This window comes from Serratia sp. CY44782 (genome assembly GCF_052168715.1).
GTDB classification, from domain to species: Bacteria; Pseudomonadota; Gammaproteobacteria; order Enterobacterales; family Enterobacteriaceae; genus Serratia; species Serratia nevei.
Window position 1 is genome coordinate 326,546 of record NZ_JBJNME010000004.1, and the last position, 17,520, is coordinate 344,065.

Here is a 17,520-nt window from a genome sequence, read left to right on the forward strand (position 1 = left end):
AGCAAGACACAACATCACAAGCAAAAAACTATTAGAAAATATCGAGGGAAGACTATGGAACAGGCCGTGAATCTCTGGCCACTGATCGGCATCGCCGCCATCGTGGTCGGGTTTGTATTGCGTTTCAACCCGGTGCTGGTGGTGATCGCCGCCGGCATCATCACCGGTTTGGCGGCGCTGATGCCGCTGGACGTCATTCTGGAAAAGCTCGGCGAGGGCTTTCTCAACACCCGTAACCTGCCGCTGATCCTGCTGCTGCCGCTGGCGGTGATCGGCCTGCTGGAACGCCACGGGCTGAAAGAGCGTGCGCAGGCGTGGATCGCCAAGATCAAAAGCGCCACCGCCGGCCGTTTGCTGATCGTATACCTGTTCGTGCGCGAGATTACCGCAGCGATGGGGCTGACCAGCCTGGGCGGGCATCCGCAGATGGTGCGGCCGCTGCTGGCGCCGATGGCGGAAGGGGCGACGGAAAACCGCTACGGCGAGCTGCCGGAGCGCACCCGCCACCGTCTGCGCGCCATGTCGGCCGCGACCGACAACGTCGGGCTGTTCTTCGGCGAAGATATCTTCGTCGCTTTCGGCGCGATCATCTTCATGCACAACTTTATGCTGGAGTCCGGCGGCATTCAGACCGAGCCGCTGCATATCGCGCTGTGGGGGATTCCGACCGCGATTTTCGCTTTCCTGATCCACGCGTTTCGGCTGTATCGGATGGATAAGCAGCTGAGCGCCGAGCTGGCGCAGCTGAATCAGGCGGCGCTGCAGGCGAAGGGGGAGGCACGATGAACTTCCAGCAACAATATCTCTACTGGCTGGCCGGCGCGGTGCTGCTTATTGTGGCGGTGATGTCCTTCCGCGATCGCGCCAACCCGCGCCGCATCACCACCGGGCTGTTTTGGGGGCTGTACGGCCTGGTGTTCCTGGTCGGCGACTGGACTTACCGCCTGCTGGGCGACGTGCTGGGCGAAGGCAGCAACGAGAAACGCATGCTGCACATCATCGTTGGCGGGGTGGTGGTGGTGATGGCCCTGATTGCCGGCTTCGGCGGCGTGCGCCTCGGCAGCTATCACCAGCGAACGCCGCAGGAGCGCGAGGCCAGCGCCAAGCGCCTGGGCAATAAGCTGTTTATCCCCGCTCTGGCGATCCCGGTGGTGACGGTGATCGGCGTGCTGCTGTTCAACAACATTCCGGAGTTGCAAAGCGCGGTGTTCGGCAGCGGTAACCACGCGACGCTGATCACGCTGTTCTCGATGACCGTCGGCTGCCTGATTGGCCTGGTGATCGCGGTGAAAATGACCCATGAGAAGGCCCTGCAGCCGATACAGGAAGCGAGGCGCCTGCTGGATTCGATCGGCTGGGCGTTCATTCTGCCGCAGATCCTTGCCACGCTGGGGCTGCTGTTTACCGTCGCCGGCGTTGGCACCGCGATCTCGCATTTGACCCAGGAGTATCTGGCGGTCGATAACCGCTTTATCGCCGTGGCAGTCTACGCTATCGGTATGGCGGTGCTGACCATGGTGATGGGCAACGCCTTCGCCGCTTTCCCGATCGTTACCGCCGGCATCGGCATTCCGATCCTGGTGCTGCAGCACGGCGGCAACCCGGCGGTGATGGCGGCGATCGGCATGTTCTCGGGGTATTGCGGCACCCTGATGACGCCGATGGCGGCGAACTTCAACATCGTGCCGGCGGCGCTGCTGGAGCTGCCGGACAAGAATGCGGTGATCAAGGCGCAGGTGCCGACCGGCGTGCTGCTGCTGTTGGTTAACGTGTTCCTGCTGTATTTCCTGATGTTCCTGTAGGAGTAAGGATGCAAAAAGTATTGATTACCGGCTTTGAGCCGTTTGGCGGCGAGCGCCTCAACCCTTCCTGGGAAGTGGTGAAGCAGCTCAATGATATGGAGCTGGTCGGCGCGCGCATCGTGGCGCGCCAGCTGCCGTGCGTGTTCGGCGCGGCGCTGGACGCGCTCAATGCGGCGATCGACGAGGTGCAGCCGGTGATGGTGCTGGCTATCGGCCAGGCCGGCGGCCGCACCGATATCACGATTGAGCGGGTGGCGATCAACGTCGACGATGCGCGCATTCCCGACAATCAGGGGCAACAGCCAGTGGACGAGCCGATCGTCGCCGGTGGTCCGGCGGCCTATTTCAGCACCTTGCCGATTAAAGCGATGGTCAGTTCGATGCGCGAGGCCGGCATTCCGGCCTCCGTTTCGCAGACCGCCGGCACCTATGTGTGCAACCATGTCATGTATGGCCTGCTGCACCGTTTGAGCGGCCAGCGCGAGGTCAAGGGCGGGTTTATCCATATCCCGTACCTGCCGGAACAGGCGGCGGCGCACCCCGGTGCGCCGAGCATGGCGGCCTCGACGGTGCTGTTTGCATTGGAGCTGGCCGTTTCCATCGCTTTGCAAGTGGAGCACGATCTGAAAGTGGTGGGCGGCGCGACGCATTAATCATGTCATCCCCGGCGCATCGGGCTGCGCCGGGTCTACGCAAGGAGTGGTCTATGCCGGAAGGACCGGAGATTCGCCGGGCGGCGGACAAACTGGCGGCGGCGGTGATCGATCAGCCGCTGACCGCCGTCGATTTCGCTTTTCCCCAGCTGAAACACTATCGCCAGCGTCTGCTCGGCGAGCGCATCGTCGCCATTGAGCCGCGTGGCAAGGCGCTGCTGACCCATTTCTCCAATGGGCTGACGATGTACAGCCACAACCAGCTGTACGGCGTGTGGAAAGTGGCGGCGGCAGGGGAAACGCCGGAGACCAAGCGCGATCTGCGGGTGCGGCTGGAAACCGCCCGCAGCGCGATATTGCTCTATAGCGCTTCCGACATTACCGTCGGGCCGCGCGAGGAGATAGAGCAACACCCGTTTTTGCAACGCATCGGCCCCGACGTGTTGGACATGTCGTTGACGGTAGACGATGTGGCGGAGCGGTTGCTGACGCCGCGTTTTCGCCGCAGGCAGCTGGGGGGCATGCTGCTCGACCAGGCGTTTCTTGCCGGATTGGGCAATTATCTGCGCGCCGAGATCCTGTGGCAGGCCGAACTGGCGCCGCAGCATAAACCGCAGGATCTGACGCCAGAGGCGCTGCGCCACCTGGCGGAGGCATTGCTGGCGGTGCCGCGCCTTTCCTACCAGACGCGCGGGCAGGCGGATGACAACCGGCATCACGGCGCGCTGTTTCGCTTCAAGGTGTTTCATCGCAGCGGCGAGCCTTGCGAACGCTGCGGTGGGATGATCGTGCGTACCGAACTGTCGTCGCGGCCGTTTTATTGGTGCCCGGGCTGCCAGAAATAACCAAAAAAAACGCCGCCCGAAGGGGCGGCGCTGTGCGGTTTCAGCCGGGAAAGCGGCTTACTTGTTTTTCAGCTGGGATTTGAAATCGCGTTCGGCATAGCCGGTGTACAGCTGACGCGGACGGGCAATTTTGATGCCTTCGTCGTGCATTTCGTTCCAGTGGGCGATCCAGCCGATGGTGCGCGCGATGGCGAAGATCACGGTGAACATGGAAGAAGGAATACCCATCGCCTTCAGGATGATGCCGGAGTAGAAGTCGACGTTCGGGTACAGTTTCTTCTCGATGAAGTACGGGTCGTTCAGCGCGATGTGCTCCAGCTCCATTGCGACCTGCAGCAGGTTGTCGTCCTTCTTGTTCAGCTCTTTCAGCACTTCGTGACAGGTTTCGCGCATCACGGTAGCGCGCGGATCGTAGTTCTTGTACACGCGGTGGCCGAAGCCCATCAGGCGGAAGGAGTCGTTCTTGTCCTTGGCGCGCTTGATGAATTCCGGAATGTGCTCGACAGTCTTGATCTCTTCCAGCATTTTCAGCGCCGCTTCGTTGGCGCCGCCGTGCGCCGGTCCCCACAGGGAGGCGATACCGGCCGCGATGCAGGCGAACGGGTTGGCGCCGGAAGAGCCGGCGGTGCGCACGGTAGAGGTAGAGGCGTTCTGCTCATGGTCGGCGTGCAGGATCAGAATGCGGTCCATGGCGCGTTCCAGCACCGGGTTCACCACGTACTCTTCGCACGGGGTGGCGAACATCATGTGCAGGAAGTTGCCCGCATAGGACAGATCGTTGCGCGGGTAAACGAACGGCTGGCCCAGGGAATATTTGTAGCACATCGCGGCCACGGTCGGCATTTTGGACAGCAGACGGAACGCGGTGATTTCACGGTGACGCTCGTTGTTGACGTCCAGCGCATCGTGGTAGAACGCCGCCAGCGCGCCGGTCACGCCGCACAGCACCGCCATCGGGTGCGAGTCGCGACGGAAACCACGGAACAGATGGGTGATCTGGTCGTGGATCATGGTGTGGCGGGTGACGGTGGTCTTGAAGGTCTCGAACTCTTCCGGCGTTGGGGTCTCGCCGTACAGCAGGATGTAGCACACTTCCAGGTAGGAAGATTCTTTCGCCAGCTGCTCGATAGGGAAGCCGCGGTGCAGCAGCACGCCTTTGTCGCCGTCGATGAAGGTAATCTTGGATTCGCAAGAAGCGGTGGAGGTAAAGCCGGGATCAAATGTGAAATAACCTTTGGAACCCAGAGCGCGGACATCGAGGACATCAGGGCCCAGTGTCGGTGTCAATACGCCCAGTTCGATCGGAGCTTCGCTGTCGTTAATGGTTAGCGTCGCTTTCTTATCAGTCATTTACTGTCTCCTTAGCGCCTTATTTTAAAAACCACTAACAACTGAAATACCTTAAATCTCTGCAGGTTGCCCGCAAAAAAATGGTGCGGACGCTAACTCTGTGAGCGACTGCGCAACTGTGCGCGGGTAGGGTACAGAGTGCTGACCAGGCGAACGAGACGGGTGACCAGTTGTTAACGATTCATAGTAATTCGTTATAGTCTGTTAATCTTACCTATGAGCTGTTCGAAGAGATGTGAACCTATCCCAATAATCTGTTTTTATTTGCTTTATTTGCTTTTTGACGCCGGCAAAATCGAGCGGGAAACAACGGCTATTGGGATAGGTTCGTCAAATACACTGTTGCATAACTCGAACCCGGGGGGAAGTGTATCTGCTGACCCATAGCGCATCATAGGACCGTTTGTGCCCCTATATGTAATGGAAATGTTGATCTCTTGTCAAATCAGATAATTAATTTTGCACTAATTGTGAAATCCGTGATCTGAATCACTGTTCGGGGGAAATGTTATCAAAGCGGTTGTATGAGAATTGTAATCAGAATGTGATCCTCCTATACTGCCGCCAGGTCTCCGGATTACCCTGAAGTAGGAGCACCCAGCGTTATAAATGCGCGCCGTTTGAGCACAGAGGATGTTGATGTTTGAGCGCGTGACGTGTAAGGGTTTTAGGCTCTTAACGCTGTCTGATCCCCGCCCAGGCCCGGAGGAAGGAAAATAATAAGAGCTGTGTGGGCAAATACGTGAAAAAACAACGACCTGTCAACTTGGATCTGCAAACGATCCGGTTCCCCGTAACTGCGATAGCGTCTATCTTACACCGAGTCTCTGGCGTAATTACCTTCGTTGCCGTGGGTATCCTCCTCTGGCTGCTGGGCCTGTCACTCTCTTCCCAAGAGGGGTTCCTGCAGGCGGCCGCCATCATGAATAGCTTCATCGTCAAATTCATATTCTGGGGCATCCTCACGGCGCTGGCCTATCACATTTGCGGTGGCATCCGTCACTTGTTAATGGATTTTGGCTACATCGAAGAGAGTTTGGCCGCCGGTACCCGTTCCGCCCAGGTGGCGATCGGTCTGACCGTCGTGCTGTCAGTTCTGGCTGGAGTCCTCGTATGGTAAACAACGTTTCTGCATTAGGGCGCAACGGCGTGCACGATTGGCTGCTGCTGCGCGCTTCCGCTATCATCATCACCCTGTACGTCCTGTATATCCTGGGCTTCTTCGTCACGGCTCCGGAACTGACTTATGACATCTGGCGCGGTTTCTTCGCCACTTCCATTACGAAAGTGTTCACTCTGCTGACCTTGCTGTCGATTCTGGTGCACGCCTGGATCGGGCTGTGGCAGGTGCTGACGGACTACGTCAAGCCGCTGGCGGTTCGCCTGGTGTTGCAGCTGGCTGTCGTGGTCGCGTTGCTGGTCTATTTACTGTACGGAACAATCGTAGTGTGGGGTGCTTAAATGAAACTGCCAGTCAGAGAGTTTGATGCCGTCGTAATCGGCGCCGGCGGTGCGGGCATGCGTGCCGCGCTGCAAATTTCCCAAGCGGGCTCGACCTGTGCCCTGCTGTCCAAAGTTTTCCCGACCCGTTCCCATACCGTGTCCGCACAGGGCGGCATCACCGTCGCGCTGGGCAACAGCCACGAGGACAACTGGGAATGGCATATGTACGACACGGTGAAAGGTTCCGACTATATCGGTGACCAGGACGCCATCGAATATATGTGTAAAACCGGCCCGGAAGCGATTCTGGAACTGGAACACATGGGCCTGCCGTTCTCTCGTCTGGACGACGGCCGCATCTACCAGCGCCCGTTCGGCGGCCAGTCGCTGAACTTCGGCGGCGAGCAGGCGGCGCGTACCGCAGCCGCAGCCGACCGTACCGGCCACGCGCTGCTGCACACCCTGTACCAACAGAACTTGAAAAACCACACCACCATCTTCTCCGAGTGGTATGCGCTTGATCTGGTGAAAAACCAGGACGGCGCGGTGGTCGGCACCACGGCTATCTGCATCGAAACCGGTGAAGTGGTTTACTTCAAAGCCAAGGCCACCGTGCTGGCGACCGGCGGCGCAGGCCGTATTTATCAGTCCACCACCAACGCCCACATCAACACCGGCGACGGTGTCGGCATGGCGCTGCGCGCCGGCGTGCCGGTGCAGGACATGGAAATGTGGCAGTTCCACCCGACCGGCATCGCCGGCGCGGGCGTGCTGGTGACCGAAGGTTGCCGCGGCGAAGGCGGTTACCTGCTGAACAAACACGGCGAGCGCTTCATGGAGCGTTATGCGCCGAACGCCAAAGATCTGGCGGGCCGCGACGTGGTTGCTCGTTCGATCATGATCGAAATCCGCGAAGGCCGCGGCTGCGACGGTCCTTGGGGCCCGCACGCCAAGCTGAAGCTGGATCACCTGGGTAAAGAGGTGCTGGAATCCCGTCTGCCGGGCATTCTGGAACTGTCCCGCACCTTTGCGCACGTCGATCCGGTGAAAGAGCCGATCCCGGTTATCCCAACCTGCCACTATATGATGGGCGGCATTCCGACCAAAGTGACCGGCCAGGCGTTGACCGTGAACGAGAAAGGCGAAGACGTGGTGATCCCGGGGCTGTTCGCCGTGGGCGAAATCGCCTGCGTATCGGTGCACGGCGCCAACCGCTTGGGCGGCAACTCGCTGCTCGACCTGGTGGTGTTCGGCCGTTCCGCCGGCATGCACCTGCAGGAATCGCTGGAAGAGCAGGGTGTGAGCCGTGACGCCAGCGACTCCGACGTGGAAGCCTCGCTGGAGCGTCTGAACCGTTGGAACAACACCCGCTCCGGCGAAGACCCGGTCGAAATTCGCAAAGCGCTGCAGTCTTGCATGCAGCACAACTTCTCGGTATTCCGCGAAGGCGATGCGATGGCCAAGGGTCTGGAAGAACTGAAAGTGATCCGTGAACGTCTGAAGAACGCACGCCTGGACGATACCTCCAGCGAGTTCAACACCCAGCGCATCGAGTGCCTGGAGTTGGATAACCTGATGGAGACCGCGTATTCCACCGCCGTGTCGGCCAACTTCCGTACCGAGAGCCGTGGCGCACACAGCCGCTTCGACTACCCGGAACGCGATGACGCCAACTGGCTGTGCCATTCGCTGTATCTGCCGCAATCGGAAAGCATGACGCGTCGTGAAGTGAACATGCAACCGAAGCTGCGCCCGGCATTCCCGCCGAAAGTGCGTTCTTACTAATTGCGGAGATCGACAGATGAAACTCGAATTTTCCATTTATCGCTACAACCCGGATGTCGATGACGCGCCGCACATGCAGGACTACACCCTGGAAGCGGAAGAAGGTCGCGACATGATGCTGCTGGATGCGTTGATCCAGCTGAAAGAAAAAGATCCGACCCTGTCGTTCCGTCGCTCATGCCGCGAAGGCGTGTGCGGTTCCGATGGCCTGAACATGAACGGTAAAAACGGCCTGGCGTGCATCACCCCGATTTCGTCACTGCGCAAAGGCAACGGCAAGATCGTGATCCGTCCGCTGCCGGGCCTGCCGGTGGTGCGCGATCTGGTGGTGGATATGGGCCAGTTCTACACCCAGTATGAAAAGATCAAGCCATACCTGCTGAACGACGGCAAGAACCCGCCGGCGCGCGAGCACCTGCAGTCGCCGGAGCAGCGCGCCAAGCTGGACGGTCTGTACGAGTGCATTCTGTGCGCCTGCTGCTCGACCTCTTGCCCATCGTTCTGGTGGAACCCGGACAAGTTCATCGGGCCTGCCGGTCTGTTGGCGGCGTATCGCTTCCTGATCGACAGCCGTGACACGGAAACGCAAGAACGTTTAGATGATCTGGACGACGCTTTTAGTGTTTTCCGCTGCCATAGCATTATGAATTGTGTCAGTGTATGTCCTAAAGGCTTGAACCCGACGCGTGCGATCGGGCATATCAAGTCCATGCTGCTGCAACGCGGCGCATAAACGGAATGAGATGCTGCGCCGGGCTCTTTTCCGGCGCACATCCCATAGGGGAGGGAACCTCTAAAAACTGACCCGTGGCTGCGGCGCTATGCAGCCTGGTTCTTCCGCCGGTTTTTAGAGGTTCCTTGTAAGGGACCGCAAGGTCCATAACAGAACGTATCGGGCCGTCATGGCCGCAAGTACGTCGAGTGAACCGTTTTACGGCAAACCGTATTCATCACGGTAATTATGTTAACCACGGCGAAAACTAAAGCTTCAAAGCTTAAGGGATCATGATGCAGAACGGCGCAATGAAGGCCTGGCTGGATTCCTCCTATCTGGCGGGCGCGAACCAGTCTTACATAGAGCAGCTCTATGAAGACTTCTTAACCGATCCGGGTTCCGTTGAAGATAGCTGGCGTTCCATTTTTCAACAGCTACCAACCGCGGGTGTCAAACCCGATCAGCTTCACTCTCAAACGCGCGATTACTTCCGCCGCCTGGCGAAAGACTCCGCGCGCTATAACACCACCATCACCGATCCGGAAACCGACGCCAAACAGGTCAAGGTACTGCAGCTGATCAACGCCTTCCGCTTCCGCGGGCATCAGCATGCCAACCTCGATCCGCTCGGCCTGTGGCAGCGCGAGCAAGTTCCTGACCTTGATCCCGCTTACCACAACCTGACCGAAGCCGATTTCCAGGAAACCTTCAACGTGGGCTCTTTCGCCATCGGCAAAGAAACCATGAAGCTGGGCGATCTGTACGCCGCGCTGAAGCAGACCTATTGCGGGTCGATCGGCGCTGAGTACATGCACATCACCAACACCGAAGAGAAACGCTGGATCCAACAGCGCATCGAGTCGGTGGTGGGGCGCGCCAGCTTTACCGCCGACGAAAAACGCCGTTTCCTGAACGAGCTGACCGCGGCGGAAGGCCTGGAACGTTACCTGGGCGCCAAATTCCCGGGTGCTAAACGCTTCTCGCTGGAAGGCGGCGACGCGCTGGTGCCGATGCTGAAAGAGATGGTGCGCCACGCCGGTAAGAACGGCACGCGCGAAGTGGTGTTGGGCATGGCCCACCGCGGCCGTCTGAACGTGCTGATCAACGTGCTGGGCAAAAAGCCGGCCGATCTGTTCGACGAATTCGCCGGCAAGCATAAAGAACACCTCGGTACCGGTGACGTGAAATATCACCAGGGCTTCTCCTCCGACGTGGAAACCGAAGGCGGCATGGTTCACCTGGCGCTGGCGTTCAACCCGTCGCACCTGGAGATCGTCAGCCCGGTGGTCATGGGCTCGGTTCGCGCCCGTCGCGATCGTCTGGATGAAGCGCGCAGCAACATGGTGCTGCCGATCACCATCCACGGCGATGCCGCCATCACCGGCCAGGGCGTGGTTCAGGAAACCCTGAACATGTCTCAGGCTCGCGGCTACGAAGTGGGCGGCACCGTGCGTATCGTCATCAACAACCAGGTTGGTTTCACCACCTCCAACCCGCTGGATGCACGCTCTACCGAATACTGCACCGACATCGCCAAAATGGTTCAGTCGCCGATCTTCCACGTTAACGCGGACGATCCGGAGGCCGTGGCCTTTGTCACCCGCCTGGCGTTGGATTTCCGTAACACCTTTAAGCGTGACGTGATGATCGATCTGGTCTGCTACCGTCGCCATGGGCACAACGAGGCCGACGAGCCGAGCGCCACCCAGCCGGTGATGTATCAGAAGATCAAGAAACACCCTACGCCGCGCAAAATCTACGCTGACGTTCTGACCGAGCAGAAAGTGGCCAGCCTGGAAGATGCCACGGAAATGGTCAACCTGTACCGCGACGCGCTCGACCGCGGCGATTGCGTGGTTGAAGAGTGGCGTCCGATGAACCTGCACTCTTTCACCTGGTCTCCGTACCTGAACCACGAGTGGGACGAAGAGTACCCGAGCAAGGTTGAGATGAAGCGCCTGCAGGAGCTGGGCCGCCGCATCAGCACCGTGCCGGAAGCGATCGAAATGCAGTCGCGCGTGGCGAAAATCTACGCGGACCGCGCCGAGATGGCGGCGGGCAACAAGCCGTTCGACTGGGGCGCCTCCGAAACGCTGGCCTACGCGACCATGGCGGATGAAGGCATTCCAATCCGCATCTCCGGCGAAGACGCCGGCCGCGGTACCTTCTTCCACCGCCACGCGGTGGTGCACAACCAGAAAAACGGTTCCGTCTACGTTCCGCTGGCGAACATCCACAGCGGCCAGGGCGAATTCAAGGTCTGGGACTCCGTGCTGTCCGAAGAAGCGGTGCTGGCGTTCGAATACGGCTACGCGACGGCGGAACCGCGCACGCTGACCATCTGGGAAGCGCAGTTCGGCGACTTCGCCAACGGCGCGCAGGTCGTTATCGACCAGTTCATCAGCTCCGGCGAGCAAAAATGGGGCCGTATGTGCGGCCTGGTGATGCTGCTGCCGCACGGCTATGAAGGCCAGGGCCCAGAGCACTCTTCCGCGCGTCTGGAACGCTATCTGCAGCTGTGCGCAGAGCAGAACATGCAGGTGTGCGTCCCGTCCACGCCGGCGCAGGTTTACCATATGCTGCGTCGTCAGGCGCTGCGCGGTATGCGCCGTCCGCTGGTGGTGATGTCGCCGAAGTCGCTGCTGCGTCACCCGCTGGCGATTTCTTCGCTGGACGAACTGGCCAACGGCACCTTCCTGCCGGCGATCGGCGAGATCGACGACTTGGATCCGAAAGCGGTCAAGCGCGTCGTGCTGTGCTCCGGTAAGGTCTACTACGACCTGCTGGAACAGCGTCGCAAGAACGAGCAGAAAGACGTGGCCATCGTGCGTATCGAGCAGCTGTATCCGTTCCCGCATCAGGCCGTGCAGGCCGTGCTGGAACAATACTCGCACGTGCATGATTTCGTCTGGTGTCAGGAAGAGCCGCTGAACCAGGGCGCCTGGTACTGCAGCCAACACAACTTCCGTGAAGTGGTACCGTTCGGGGCTTCTTTACGTTACGCAGGACGTCCGGCCTCCGCTTCTCCGGCGGTGGGCTATATGTCCGTACACCAGAAGCAGCAGCAGACTCTGGTGAACGACGCGCTGAATATTGACTAATGTTCGCTCGCTTGCCGGCCGAGGGGCCGGCAAGCAGATGATAAAAAACTTAAGGGAAAGCTAAATGAGTAGCGTAGATATTCTGGTTCCTGACCTTCCTGAATCGGTTGCCGATGCGACCGTAGCCACCTGGCACAAAAAACCGGGCGACAGCGTGCAGCGTGATGAAGTCCTGGTTGAAATCGAAACCGACAAAGTCGTGTTGGAAGTGCCGGCCAGTGAAGCGGGCATTCTCGATGCTATCGTGGAAGAAGAGGGCGCGACCGTGCTGTCTCGCCAGCTGCTCGGCCGCATCCGTCCGGGCGACAGCTCCGGCAAGCCGACCGCTGAGAAGAGCCAAGAGAAAGAAGCCACGCCTGCCCAGCGCGCTACCGCGAGCCTGGAAGAAGAAAGCAATGACGCGCTCAGCCCGGCGATTCGTCGCCTGATCGCCGAACACGATCTCGATGCTGGCGCCATCAAGGGCACCGGCGTGGGTGGCCGCATCACGCGTGAAGACGTGGAAGCACACCTGGCCAAAGGCGGCGCCGCTGCCAAACCGGCCGCCGCCGCTGAAGCCGCACCGCAGCCTGCTCTGGCCGGCCGCAGCGAAAAACGCGTGCCGATGACCCGCCTGCGCAAACGCGTCGCCGAGCGTCTGCTGGAAGCGAAGAACAGCACCGCGATGCTGACCACCTTCAACGAAATCAACATGCAGCCGATCATGGACCTGCGCAAGCAGTACGGCGAAGCCTTCGAGAAGCGTCACGGCGTGCGTCTGGGCTTCATGTCCTTCTACATCAAGGCGGTGGTTGAAGCGCTGAAGCGTTTCCCGGAAGTGAACGCGTCGATCGACGGTTCCGACGTGGTTTACCACAACTACTTCGACATCAGCATCGCGGTTTCGACCCCGCGCGGCCTGGTGACGCCGGTATTGCGCGATGTAGACGCCATGAGCATGGCTGACATCGAGAAGAAAATCAAAGAGCTGGCCGTTAAGGGCCGCGACGGCAAACTGACCGTGGAAGAGCTGACCGGCGGTAACTTCACCATTACCAACGGCGGCGTATTCGGCTCCCTGATGTCCACCCCGATCATTAACCCGCCGCAGAGCGCCATCCTGGGCATGCACGCCATCAAAGATCGCCCAATGGCGGTCAATGGTCAGGTGGTGATCCAGCCGATGATGTATCTGGCGCTGTCTTATGACCACCGCCTGATCGACGGTAAAGAATCCGTCGGTTATCTGGTGACGGTCAAAGAGATGCTGGAAGATCCGGCTCGTCTGCTGCTGGACGTCTAGTAACCCTTGCCGGGCGCGGCATGCCGCGCCCGCACTCTGTGCTATGTGGCCGGAAAACCATGCGGTTTACCGCGTAATAATGGTCCGGCTAAAAACCTTCAGAACTGAATGGATAGAACATCATGAATTTACACGAATATCAGGCAAAACAGCTGTTTGCTCGGTATGGCATGCCGGCACCAACCGGTTACGCCTGTACCACTCCGCGTGAAGCAGAAGAAGCCGCATCCAAAATCGGCTCCGGCCCGTGGGTGGTGAAATGTCAGGTTCATGCTGGCGGCCGCGGTAAAGCGGGCGGCGTTAAAGTCGTCAACAGCAAAGAAGATATCCGTGCTTTCGCGGAAGCCTGGTTGGGCAAGCGTCTGGTGACTTACCAGACTGACGCGCTGGGCCAGCCGGTTCACCAGATCCTGGTAGAAGCGGCGACAGACATCGATAAAGAGCTATACCTGGGCGCGGTAGTGGATCGTTCTACCCGTCGCGTGGTGTTCATGGCGTCTACCGAAGGCGGCGTGGAAATCGAGAAGGTGGCGGAAGAAACCCCTGAATTGATCCACAAAATGACTATCGATCCGCTGGCGGGTCCACAGCCTTATCAGGGCCGTGAGCTGGCCTTCAAACTGGGCCTGACCGGTAAGCAAGTCAGCCAGTTCGCCAAGATCTTCATGGGCCTGGCGACGCTGTTCCTGGAGCGCGACCTGGCGATGGTTGAGATCAACCCGCTGGTGATCACCAAGCAGGGCGATCTGGTATGCCTGGACGGCAAACTGGGCGCCGACGGCAACGCCCTGTTCCGCCAGCCGGAACTGCGTGAAATGCGTGACCCTTCCCAGGAAGACGAGCGCGAATCCCGTGCGGCTCAGTGGGAGCTGAACTATGTTGCCCTCGACGGCAACATCGGCTGCATGGTTAACGGCGCCGGTCTGGCGATGGGCACCATGGACATCGTTAAACTGCACGGCGGCGAACCGGCCAACTTCCTGGACGTTGGCGGCGGCGCGACCAAAGAGCGCGTGACCGAAGCGTTCAAAATCATCCTGTCCGACGACAAGGTGAAAGCGGTTCTGGTTAACATCTTCGGTGGTATCGTACGTTGCGATCTGATCGCCGACGGCATCATCGGCGCAGTGGCCGAAGTGGGCGTTAACGTCCCGGTGGTGGTGCGCTTGGAAGGGAACAACGCCGAACTGGGCGCCAAGAAACTGGCGGACAGCGGCCTGAATATCATTGCTGCGACCAGCCTGACTGATGCGGCTCAGCAAGTTGTTGCAGCAGTGGAGGGTAAATAATGTCCATTTTAATCGATAAGAACACCAAAGTAATTTGCCAGGGCTTCACCGGTAGTCAGGGGACTTTCCACTCCGAACAAGCTATCGCTTACGGCACCAAAATGGTTGGCGGCGTAACCCCGGGCAAAGGCGGCACTCAGCACCTGGGCCTGCCGGTGTTCAACACCGTGCGCGAAGCGGTTGAAGCGACCGGCGCGACGGCCTCGGTCATCTACGTTCCAGCGCCGTTCTGCAAAGACTCCATCCTGGAAGCGATCGATGCCGGCATCAAACTGATCATCACCATCACCGAAGGCATCCCGACGCTGGACATGCTGACCGTGAAAGTGAAGCTGGACGAAGCCGGCGTGCGCATGATCGGGCCGAACTGCCCTGGCGTGATCACCCCAGGCGAGTGCAAAATCGGCATCATGCCTGGTCACATCCACCTGCCGGGCAAAGTGGGCATCGTTTCCCGCTCCGGTACCCTGACCTATGAAGCGGTGAAACAAACCACCGATGCCGGTCTGGGCCAGTCCACCTGCGTGGGCATCGGCGGCGACCCGATCCCGGGCTCCAACTTCATCGATATCCTGAAGATGTTCCAGCAGGATCCGCAGACCGAAGCGATCGTGATGATCGGTGAGATCGGCGGCAGCGCTGAAGAAGAAGCGGCAGCGTACATCAAAGAACACGTCACCAAACCGGTTGTCGGCTACATCGCCGGCGTGACCGCGCCGAAAGGCAAGCGTATGGGCCACGCGGGCGCCATCATCGCAGGCGGCAAAGGCACGGCGGACGAGAAGTTTGCTGCGCTGGAAGCCGCGGGCGTGAAAACCGTTCGCAGCCTGGCTGACATCGGCGACGCGGTAAAAGCGGTGCTGAAGCGCTAAGAATTTAGTACGAAATAACAATATCTCGACATGTTTGGCCACCCATTGGGTGGCCTTTTTTATTGGCGCAGATCAGAAGTCGTTGAGTGCCTTGATCAGTGCGATCCGATCCTGCAGGCGGCGCTGTTGCACCGGATCCGTAGCGGCTTGGCGCTGTTGCTCCAGCGCGGTGAGGGCGGTGCGGTAATCGTCGGCGTTGCGGAACAGCGTGTCTTTGACGTTGATCGAGGCGACGTTGGTGTAGCGGCCATCGTCGGTGGTCGGTACCTGGATAACGCCCTCATTGAGCAGCCGTTTGACGATCGCCCGCTGCGGTTCGTAATCCTCCATGCCGATCAGCTTCCAGCGCTGCGGCGGCACGCCCTGATAGTGGCCGTGCTTCACCTCCGTCAGGTAGCGCAGAGTCAGGTGGCGAATAGTGCCTTCTTCTTCACCGTATTGCGCTTTGCTGTCGAACAGCACCGGGAAGGATTGCCCCTCCAGCGCACCACCCTTTTGCGTCAGGTGGCCCATACGGTAACTGTTCATGCCCAGGCGGATCGGCATATCGTCGGTGACCGGCGTGCCGTCCGCCAGGCGCAGGTCGACGATGCGCGAGCCGGCAGGTTGGCGCAGGTCGATGGTGTAAGTGACGCCGTCGAAGAAATCATTGGTGGAATATTTGGACGATCGCCGCGCCGGGTTAAAGCTGTAGGTGACATCGCCCGGCTGCAGCTGATTGAAGTAGCCGGCGGACCACTCCATGTAGCGTTTAAGCGCTTTGCCGTTGAGCTGATACACGGTGATCTCGCCGCCGGCGTATTGGTAGTTAAAGGCGATGTCCTTGGCCTTGATGTCGCCGACGTCCAGCTTGGCGCGATCGTTGTCGATCTGTAGGGCGATCACCTGCGCCAGCGGCGCATAGTGGCGGGCGGCCTGCTGGAACAGCGCGCTGATGCCGGTATCCTGCACGTGCACCTGGGGAATGCCGCGGAATTCGTCGGTGGGCACCAGATCGCTGCCGCTCAGTTTCGCCACGACCCGGTTGGCGTTGGCGCGCAGAATGTCATGGTACGGCTGGTAGAGCGCTTGCATGGCGCTGTCCGGCGTCATCCCCTTGATGGAGTAGGTGTAGCTGTTTTTGTCGATCAGCGTGAACTTGCCGTCGCGGCGTTCAAACTGCAGATCGATGCGCGACAGCGCGCGGCCGTATTTATCCGGCTCGGTGATGATGACGCCGTTAACCACCGCTTTGTCGATCTTCACATGCATATGGCCGGCGACGATCGCCGCGAGCTCCGGATTGGCGTTGGCGATGTCGGCTACGCCGGTGCCGGGACGCTGATTTTCGTTGTCGATGCCCATATGCGCCACCAGCACGATGGCGTCGACCTGGCCGTCGATTTGCCTGATGACCTGTTTCACCGCCTGCACCGGATCGGTGAAGTTCAGCCCTTTGATGCGATCGGTGCCCTTGGCGAATTCCGCGGTCATCGGCGTGTCCATGCCGATAATGCCGATCTTCACGCCCTGGAGTTCGACGATGGTGTAGGCGGGCAGATAGGGCTTGCCGTTGTCCCAGACGATATTGCCCGCCAGCGCCGCGCCCTTGAACTGCTTGAGCGGGGTGGCCAGCACCGGCAGGCCGAAGTCGAACTCGTGGTTGCCCATCACCCAGACATCGTAATTGAGCGCGTTGAGGCCCAGCATCATCGGGCTGACGGCCTCATGCTTGAAGGTTTCGACGAAGTTGCCCTGAATGGTGTCGCCGGCGTCCACCAGGATCAGGTTGGGCTGCTCGGCCCGCACTTTTTTGACCTGGGTGGCTATCTGGCTCAGGCTGCCCGCCAGATTTTCCGTGTCGCTGGCGTAGTCCCAGGGCACGAAGGTGCCGTGCAGATCGGAGGTGCCCAGCAGGGTGATATTTACCGTTTCGGCGGCCATGGCGTTTCCCGAGAGTCCCAAGACAGAGGCAAAGATGATTTTTTTCATAAGTTATTGTCACTCAATGCAATTTTAACATAAGTGGTCATTTTGCTACAAAATCGCAACCTTTACGATCCCATCGCGAGAAATAGACTAATATTGGAGAGAGATTTGTTGTTTTGTGACTGCTATCACTGTCACGGCTTATTGGAAATAAAAGGTTAATTATGTCGCATAATAAGCGCGTAATAATACAATGGCGGCCCTTTTAAATTACATTTATTTAACACAAAAATATCATTAAAAAACAATTAAACCATTGCGCAACATGACCCTAAGAAAATTATGCGAAATGTGCTGATGAATATGGAAATAAGATGCGGATAGGCTTAAATTGTCTCAGATCAAATTAGCCCGAAGTACCTCTTTCGGCTAAGATTTGACCTGTAACCAAAAGTCTAACCCACGTCACGTAAAA

General features: G+C 59.1%; 14 protein-coding genes. 12 read left to right on the forward strand and 2 right to left on the reverse strand.

Annotation, left to right across the window (positions count from 1 at the left end; genetic code table 11):
* The first annotated feature begins 54 nt into the window (after window positions 1-54).
* The 4 genes from ACJ8HT_RS09830 to nei are packed head-to-tail and all read left to right on the forward strand — an operon-like array spanning window position 55 to window position 3,300.
* The gene (locus ACJ8HT_RS09830) at window positions 55-786 is read left to right on the forward strand and encodes a DUF969 domain-containing protein (RefSeq protein WP_016928734.1); all 732 of its coding nucleotides are present in this window, start codon (window positions 55-57) and stop codon (window positions 784-786) included.
* A complete protein-coding gene (locus ACJ8HT_RS09835) occupies window positions 783-1,802 on the forward strand; it encodes a DUF979 domain-containing protein (RefSeq protein WP_197652245.1) in 1,020 nt (339 codons plus the stop codon). Before ACJ8HT_RS09830 ends, ACJ8HT_RS09835 begins: the two co-directional genes overlap by 4 nt.
* Before the next feature lie 8 nt (window positions 1,803-1,810).
* Entirely contained in the window at window positions 1,811-2,455 is a 645-nt protein-coding gene (gene pcp / locus ACJ8HT_RS09840; RefSeq protein ID WP_060423632.1) for a pyroglutamyl-peptidase I, read from the forward strand.
* A gap of 53 nt (window positions 2,456-2,508) precedes the next feature.
* On the forward strand, window positions 2,509-3,300 hold the full coding sequence (nei, locus tag ACJ8HT_RS09845; protein WP_069100738.1) for an endonuclease VIII: 792 nt from the start codon (window positions 2,509-2,511) through the stop codon (window positions 3,298-3,300).
* Between the two features lie 57 nt (window positions 3,301-3,357).
* Here nei and ACJ8HT_RS09850 read toward each other — a convergent pair whose 3' ends face one another.
* Window positions 3,358-4,650, reverse strand: coding sequence for a citrate synthase (locus ACJ8HT_RS09850; protein WP_016928730.1), 1,293 nt, complete (start codon window positions 4,648-4,650; stop codon window positions 3,358-3,360).
* Between the two features lie 730 nt (window positions 4,651-5,380).
* Here ACJ8HT_RS09850 and sdhC point away from each other — a divergent pair.
* The 8 genes from sdhC (at window position 5,381) to sucD (ending at window position 15,137) form a co-directional block, all read left to right on the forward strand.
* A complete protein-coding gene (gene sdhC / locus ACJ8HT_RS09855) occupies window positions 5,381-5,770 on the forward strand; it encodes a succinate dehydrogenase cytochrome b556 subunit (RefSeq protein WP_004939893.1) in 390 nt (129 codons plus the stop codon).
* Window positions 5,764-6,111, forward strand: coding sequence for a succinate dehydrogenase membrane anchor subunit (sdhD, locus tag ACJ8HT_RS09860; RefSeq protein ID WP_004939891.1), 348 nt, complete (start codon window positions 5,764-5,766; stop codon window positions 6,109-6,111). The genes sdhC and sdhD overlap by 7 nt, the downstream gene beginning before the upstream one ends.
* A complete protein-coding gene (gene sdhA, locus ACJ8HT_RS09865; RefSeq protein ID WP_148874559.1) occupies window positions 6,112-7,878 on the forward strand; it encodes a succinate dehydrogenase flavoprotein subunit in 1,767 nt (588 codons plus the stop codon).
* Between the two features lie 16 nt (window positions 7,879-7,894).
* Complete coding sequence (locus ACJ8HT_RS09870; protein WP_004939885.1) at window positions 7,895-8,611, forward strand: succinate dehydrogenase iron-sulfur subunit; 717 nt, start codon at window positions 7,895-7,897, stop codon at window positions 8,609-8,611.
* Between the two features lie 275 nt (window positions 8,612-8,886).
* Window positions 8,887-11,694, forward strand: coding sequence for a 2-oxoglutarate dehydrogenase E1 component (gene sucA / locus ACJ8HT_RS09875; RefSeq protein ID WP_197652244.1), 2,808 nt, complete (start codon window positions 8,887-8,889; stop codon window positions 11,692-11,694).
* Window positions 11,695-11,758: 64 nt separating this feature from the next.
* The gene (gene odhB / locus ACJ8HT_RS09880; RefSeq protein WP_033637469.1) at window positions 11,759-12,976 is read left to right on the forward strand and encodes a 2-oxoglutarate dehydrogenase complex dihydrolipoyllysine-residue succinyltransferase; all 1,218 of its coding nucleotides are present in this window, start codon (window positions 11,759-11,761) and stop codon (window positions 12,974-12,976) included.
* Between the two features lie 122 nt (window positions 12,977-13,098).
* A complete protein-coding gene (sucC, locus tag ACJ8HT_RS09885; RefSeq protein WP_025301883.1) occupies window positions 13,099-14,265 on the forward strand; it encodes an ADP-forming succinate--CoA ligase subunit beta in 1,167 nt (388 codons plus the stop codon).
* Complete coding sequence (gene sucD / locus ACJ8HT_RS09890; RefSeq protein WP_004939878.1) at window positions 14,265-15,137, forward strand: succinate--CoA ligase subunit alpha; 873 nt, start codon at window positions 14,265-14,267, stop codon at window positions 15,135-15,137. Before sucC ends, sucD begins: the two co-directional genes overlap by 1 nt.
* Window positions 15,138-15,209: 72 nt before the next feature.
* Here sucD and ACJ8HT_RS09895 read toward each other — a convergent pair whose 3' ends face one another.
* The gene (locus ACJ8HT_RS09895) at window positions 15,210-17,108 is read right to left on the reverse strand and encodes a bifunctional metallophosphatase/5'-nucleotidase (RefSeq protein WP_197652243.1); all 1,899 of its coding nucleotides are present in this window, start codon (window positions 17,106-17,108) and stop codon (window positions 15,210-15,212) included.
* Between the last annotated feature and the right edge of the window lie 412 nt (window positions 17,109-17,520).

Bases quoted from the DNA above. Each gene is read 5' to 3' on its own strand.
- ACJ8HT_RS09895 (WP_197652243.1), bottom strand. From the start codon at position 17,108: ATGAAAAAAATCATCTTTGCCTCTGTCTTGGGACTCTCGGGAAACGCC.
- sucA (WP_197652244.1), top strand. From the start codon at position 8,887: ATGCAGAACGGCGCAATGAAGGCCTGGCTGGATTCCTCCTATCTGGCG.
- ACJ8HT_RS09850 (WP_016928730.1), bottom strand. From the start codon at position 4,650: ATGACTGATAAGAAAGCGACGCTAACCATTAACGACAGCGAAGCTCCG.
- sdhA (WP_148874559.1), top strand. From the start codon at position 6,112: ATGAAACTGCCAGTCAGAGAGTTTGATGCCGTCGTAATCGGCGCCGGC.
- ACJ8HT_RS09835 (WP_197652245.1), top strand. From the start codon at position 783: ATGAACTTCCAGCAACAATATCTCTACTGGCTGGCCGGCGCGGTGCTG.
- sdhD (WP_004939891.1), top strand. From the start codon at position 5,764: ATGGTAAACAACGTTTCTGCATTAGGGCGCAACGGCGTGCACGATTGG.
- sucC (WP_025301883.1), top strand. From the start codon at position 13,099: ATGAATTTACACGAATATCAGGCAAAACAGCTGTTTGCTCGGTATGGC.
- pcp (WP_060423632.1), top strand. From the start codon at position 1,811: ATGCAAAAAGTATTGATTACCGGCTTTGAGCCGTTTGGCGGCGAGCGC.
- sucD (WP_004939878.1), top strand. From the start codon at position 14,265: ATGTCCATTTTAATCGATAAGAACACCAAAGTAATTTGCCAGGGCTTC.
- nei (WP_069100738.1), top strand. From the start codon at position 2,509: ATGCCGGAAGGACCGGAGATTCGCCGGGCGGCGGACAAACTGGCGGCG.
- ACJ8HT_RS09870 (WP_004939885.1), top strand. From the start codon at position 7,895: ATGAAACTCGAATTTTCCATTTATCGCTACAACCCGGATGTCGATGAC.
- odhB (WP_033637469.1), top strand. From the start codon at position 11,759: ATGAGTAGCGTAGATATTCTGGTTCCTGACCTTCCTGAATCGGTTGCC.
- ACJ8HT_RS09830 (WP_016928734.1), top strand. From the start codon at position 55: ATGGAACAGGCCGTGAATCTCTGGCCACTGATCGGCATCGCCGCCATC.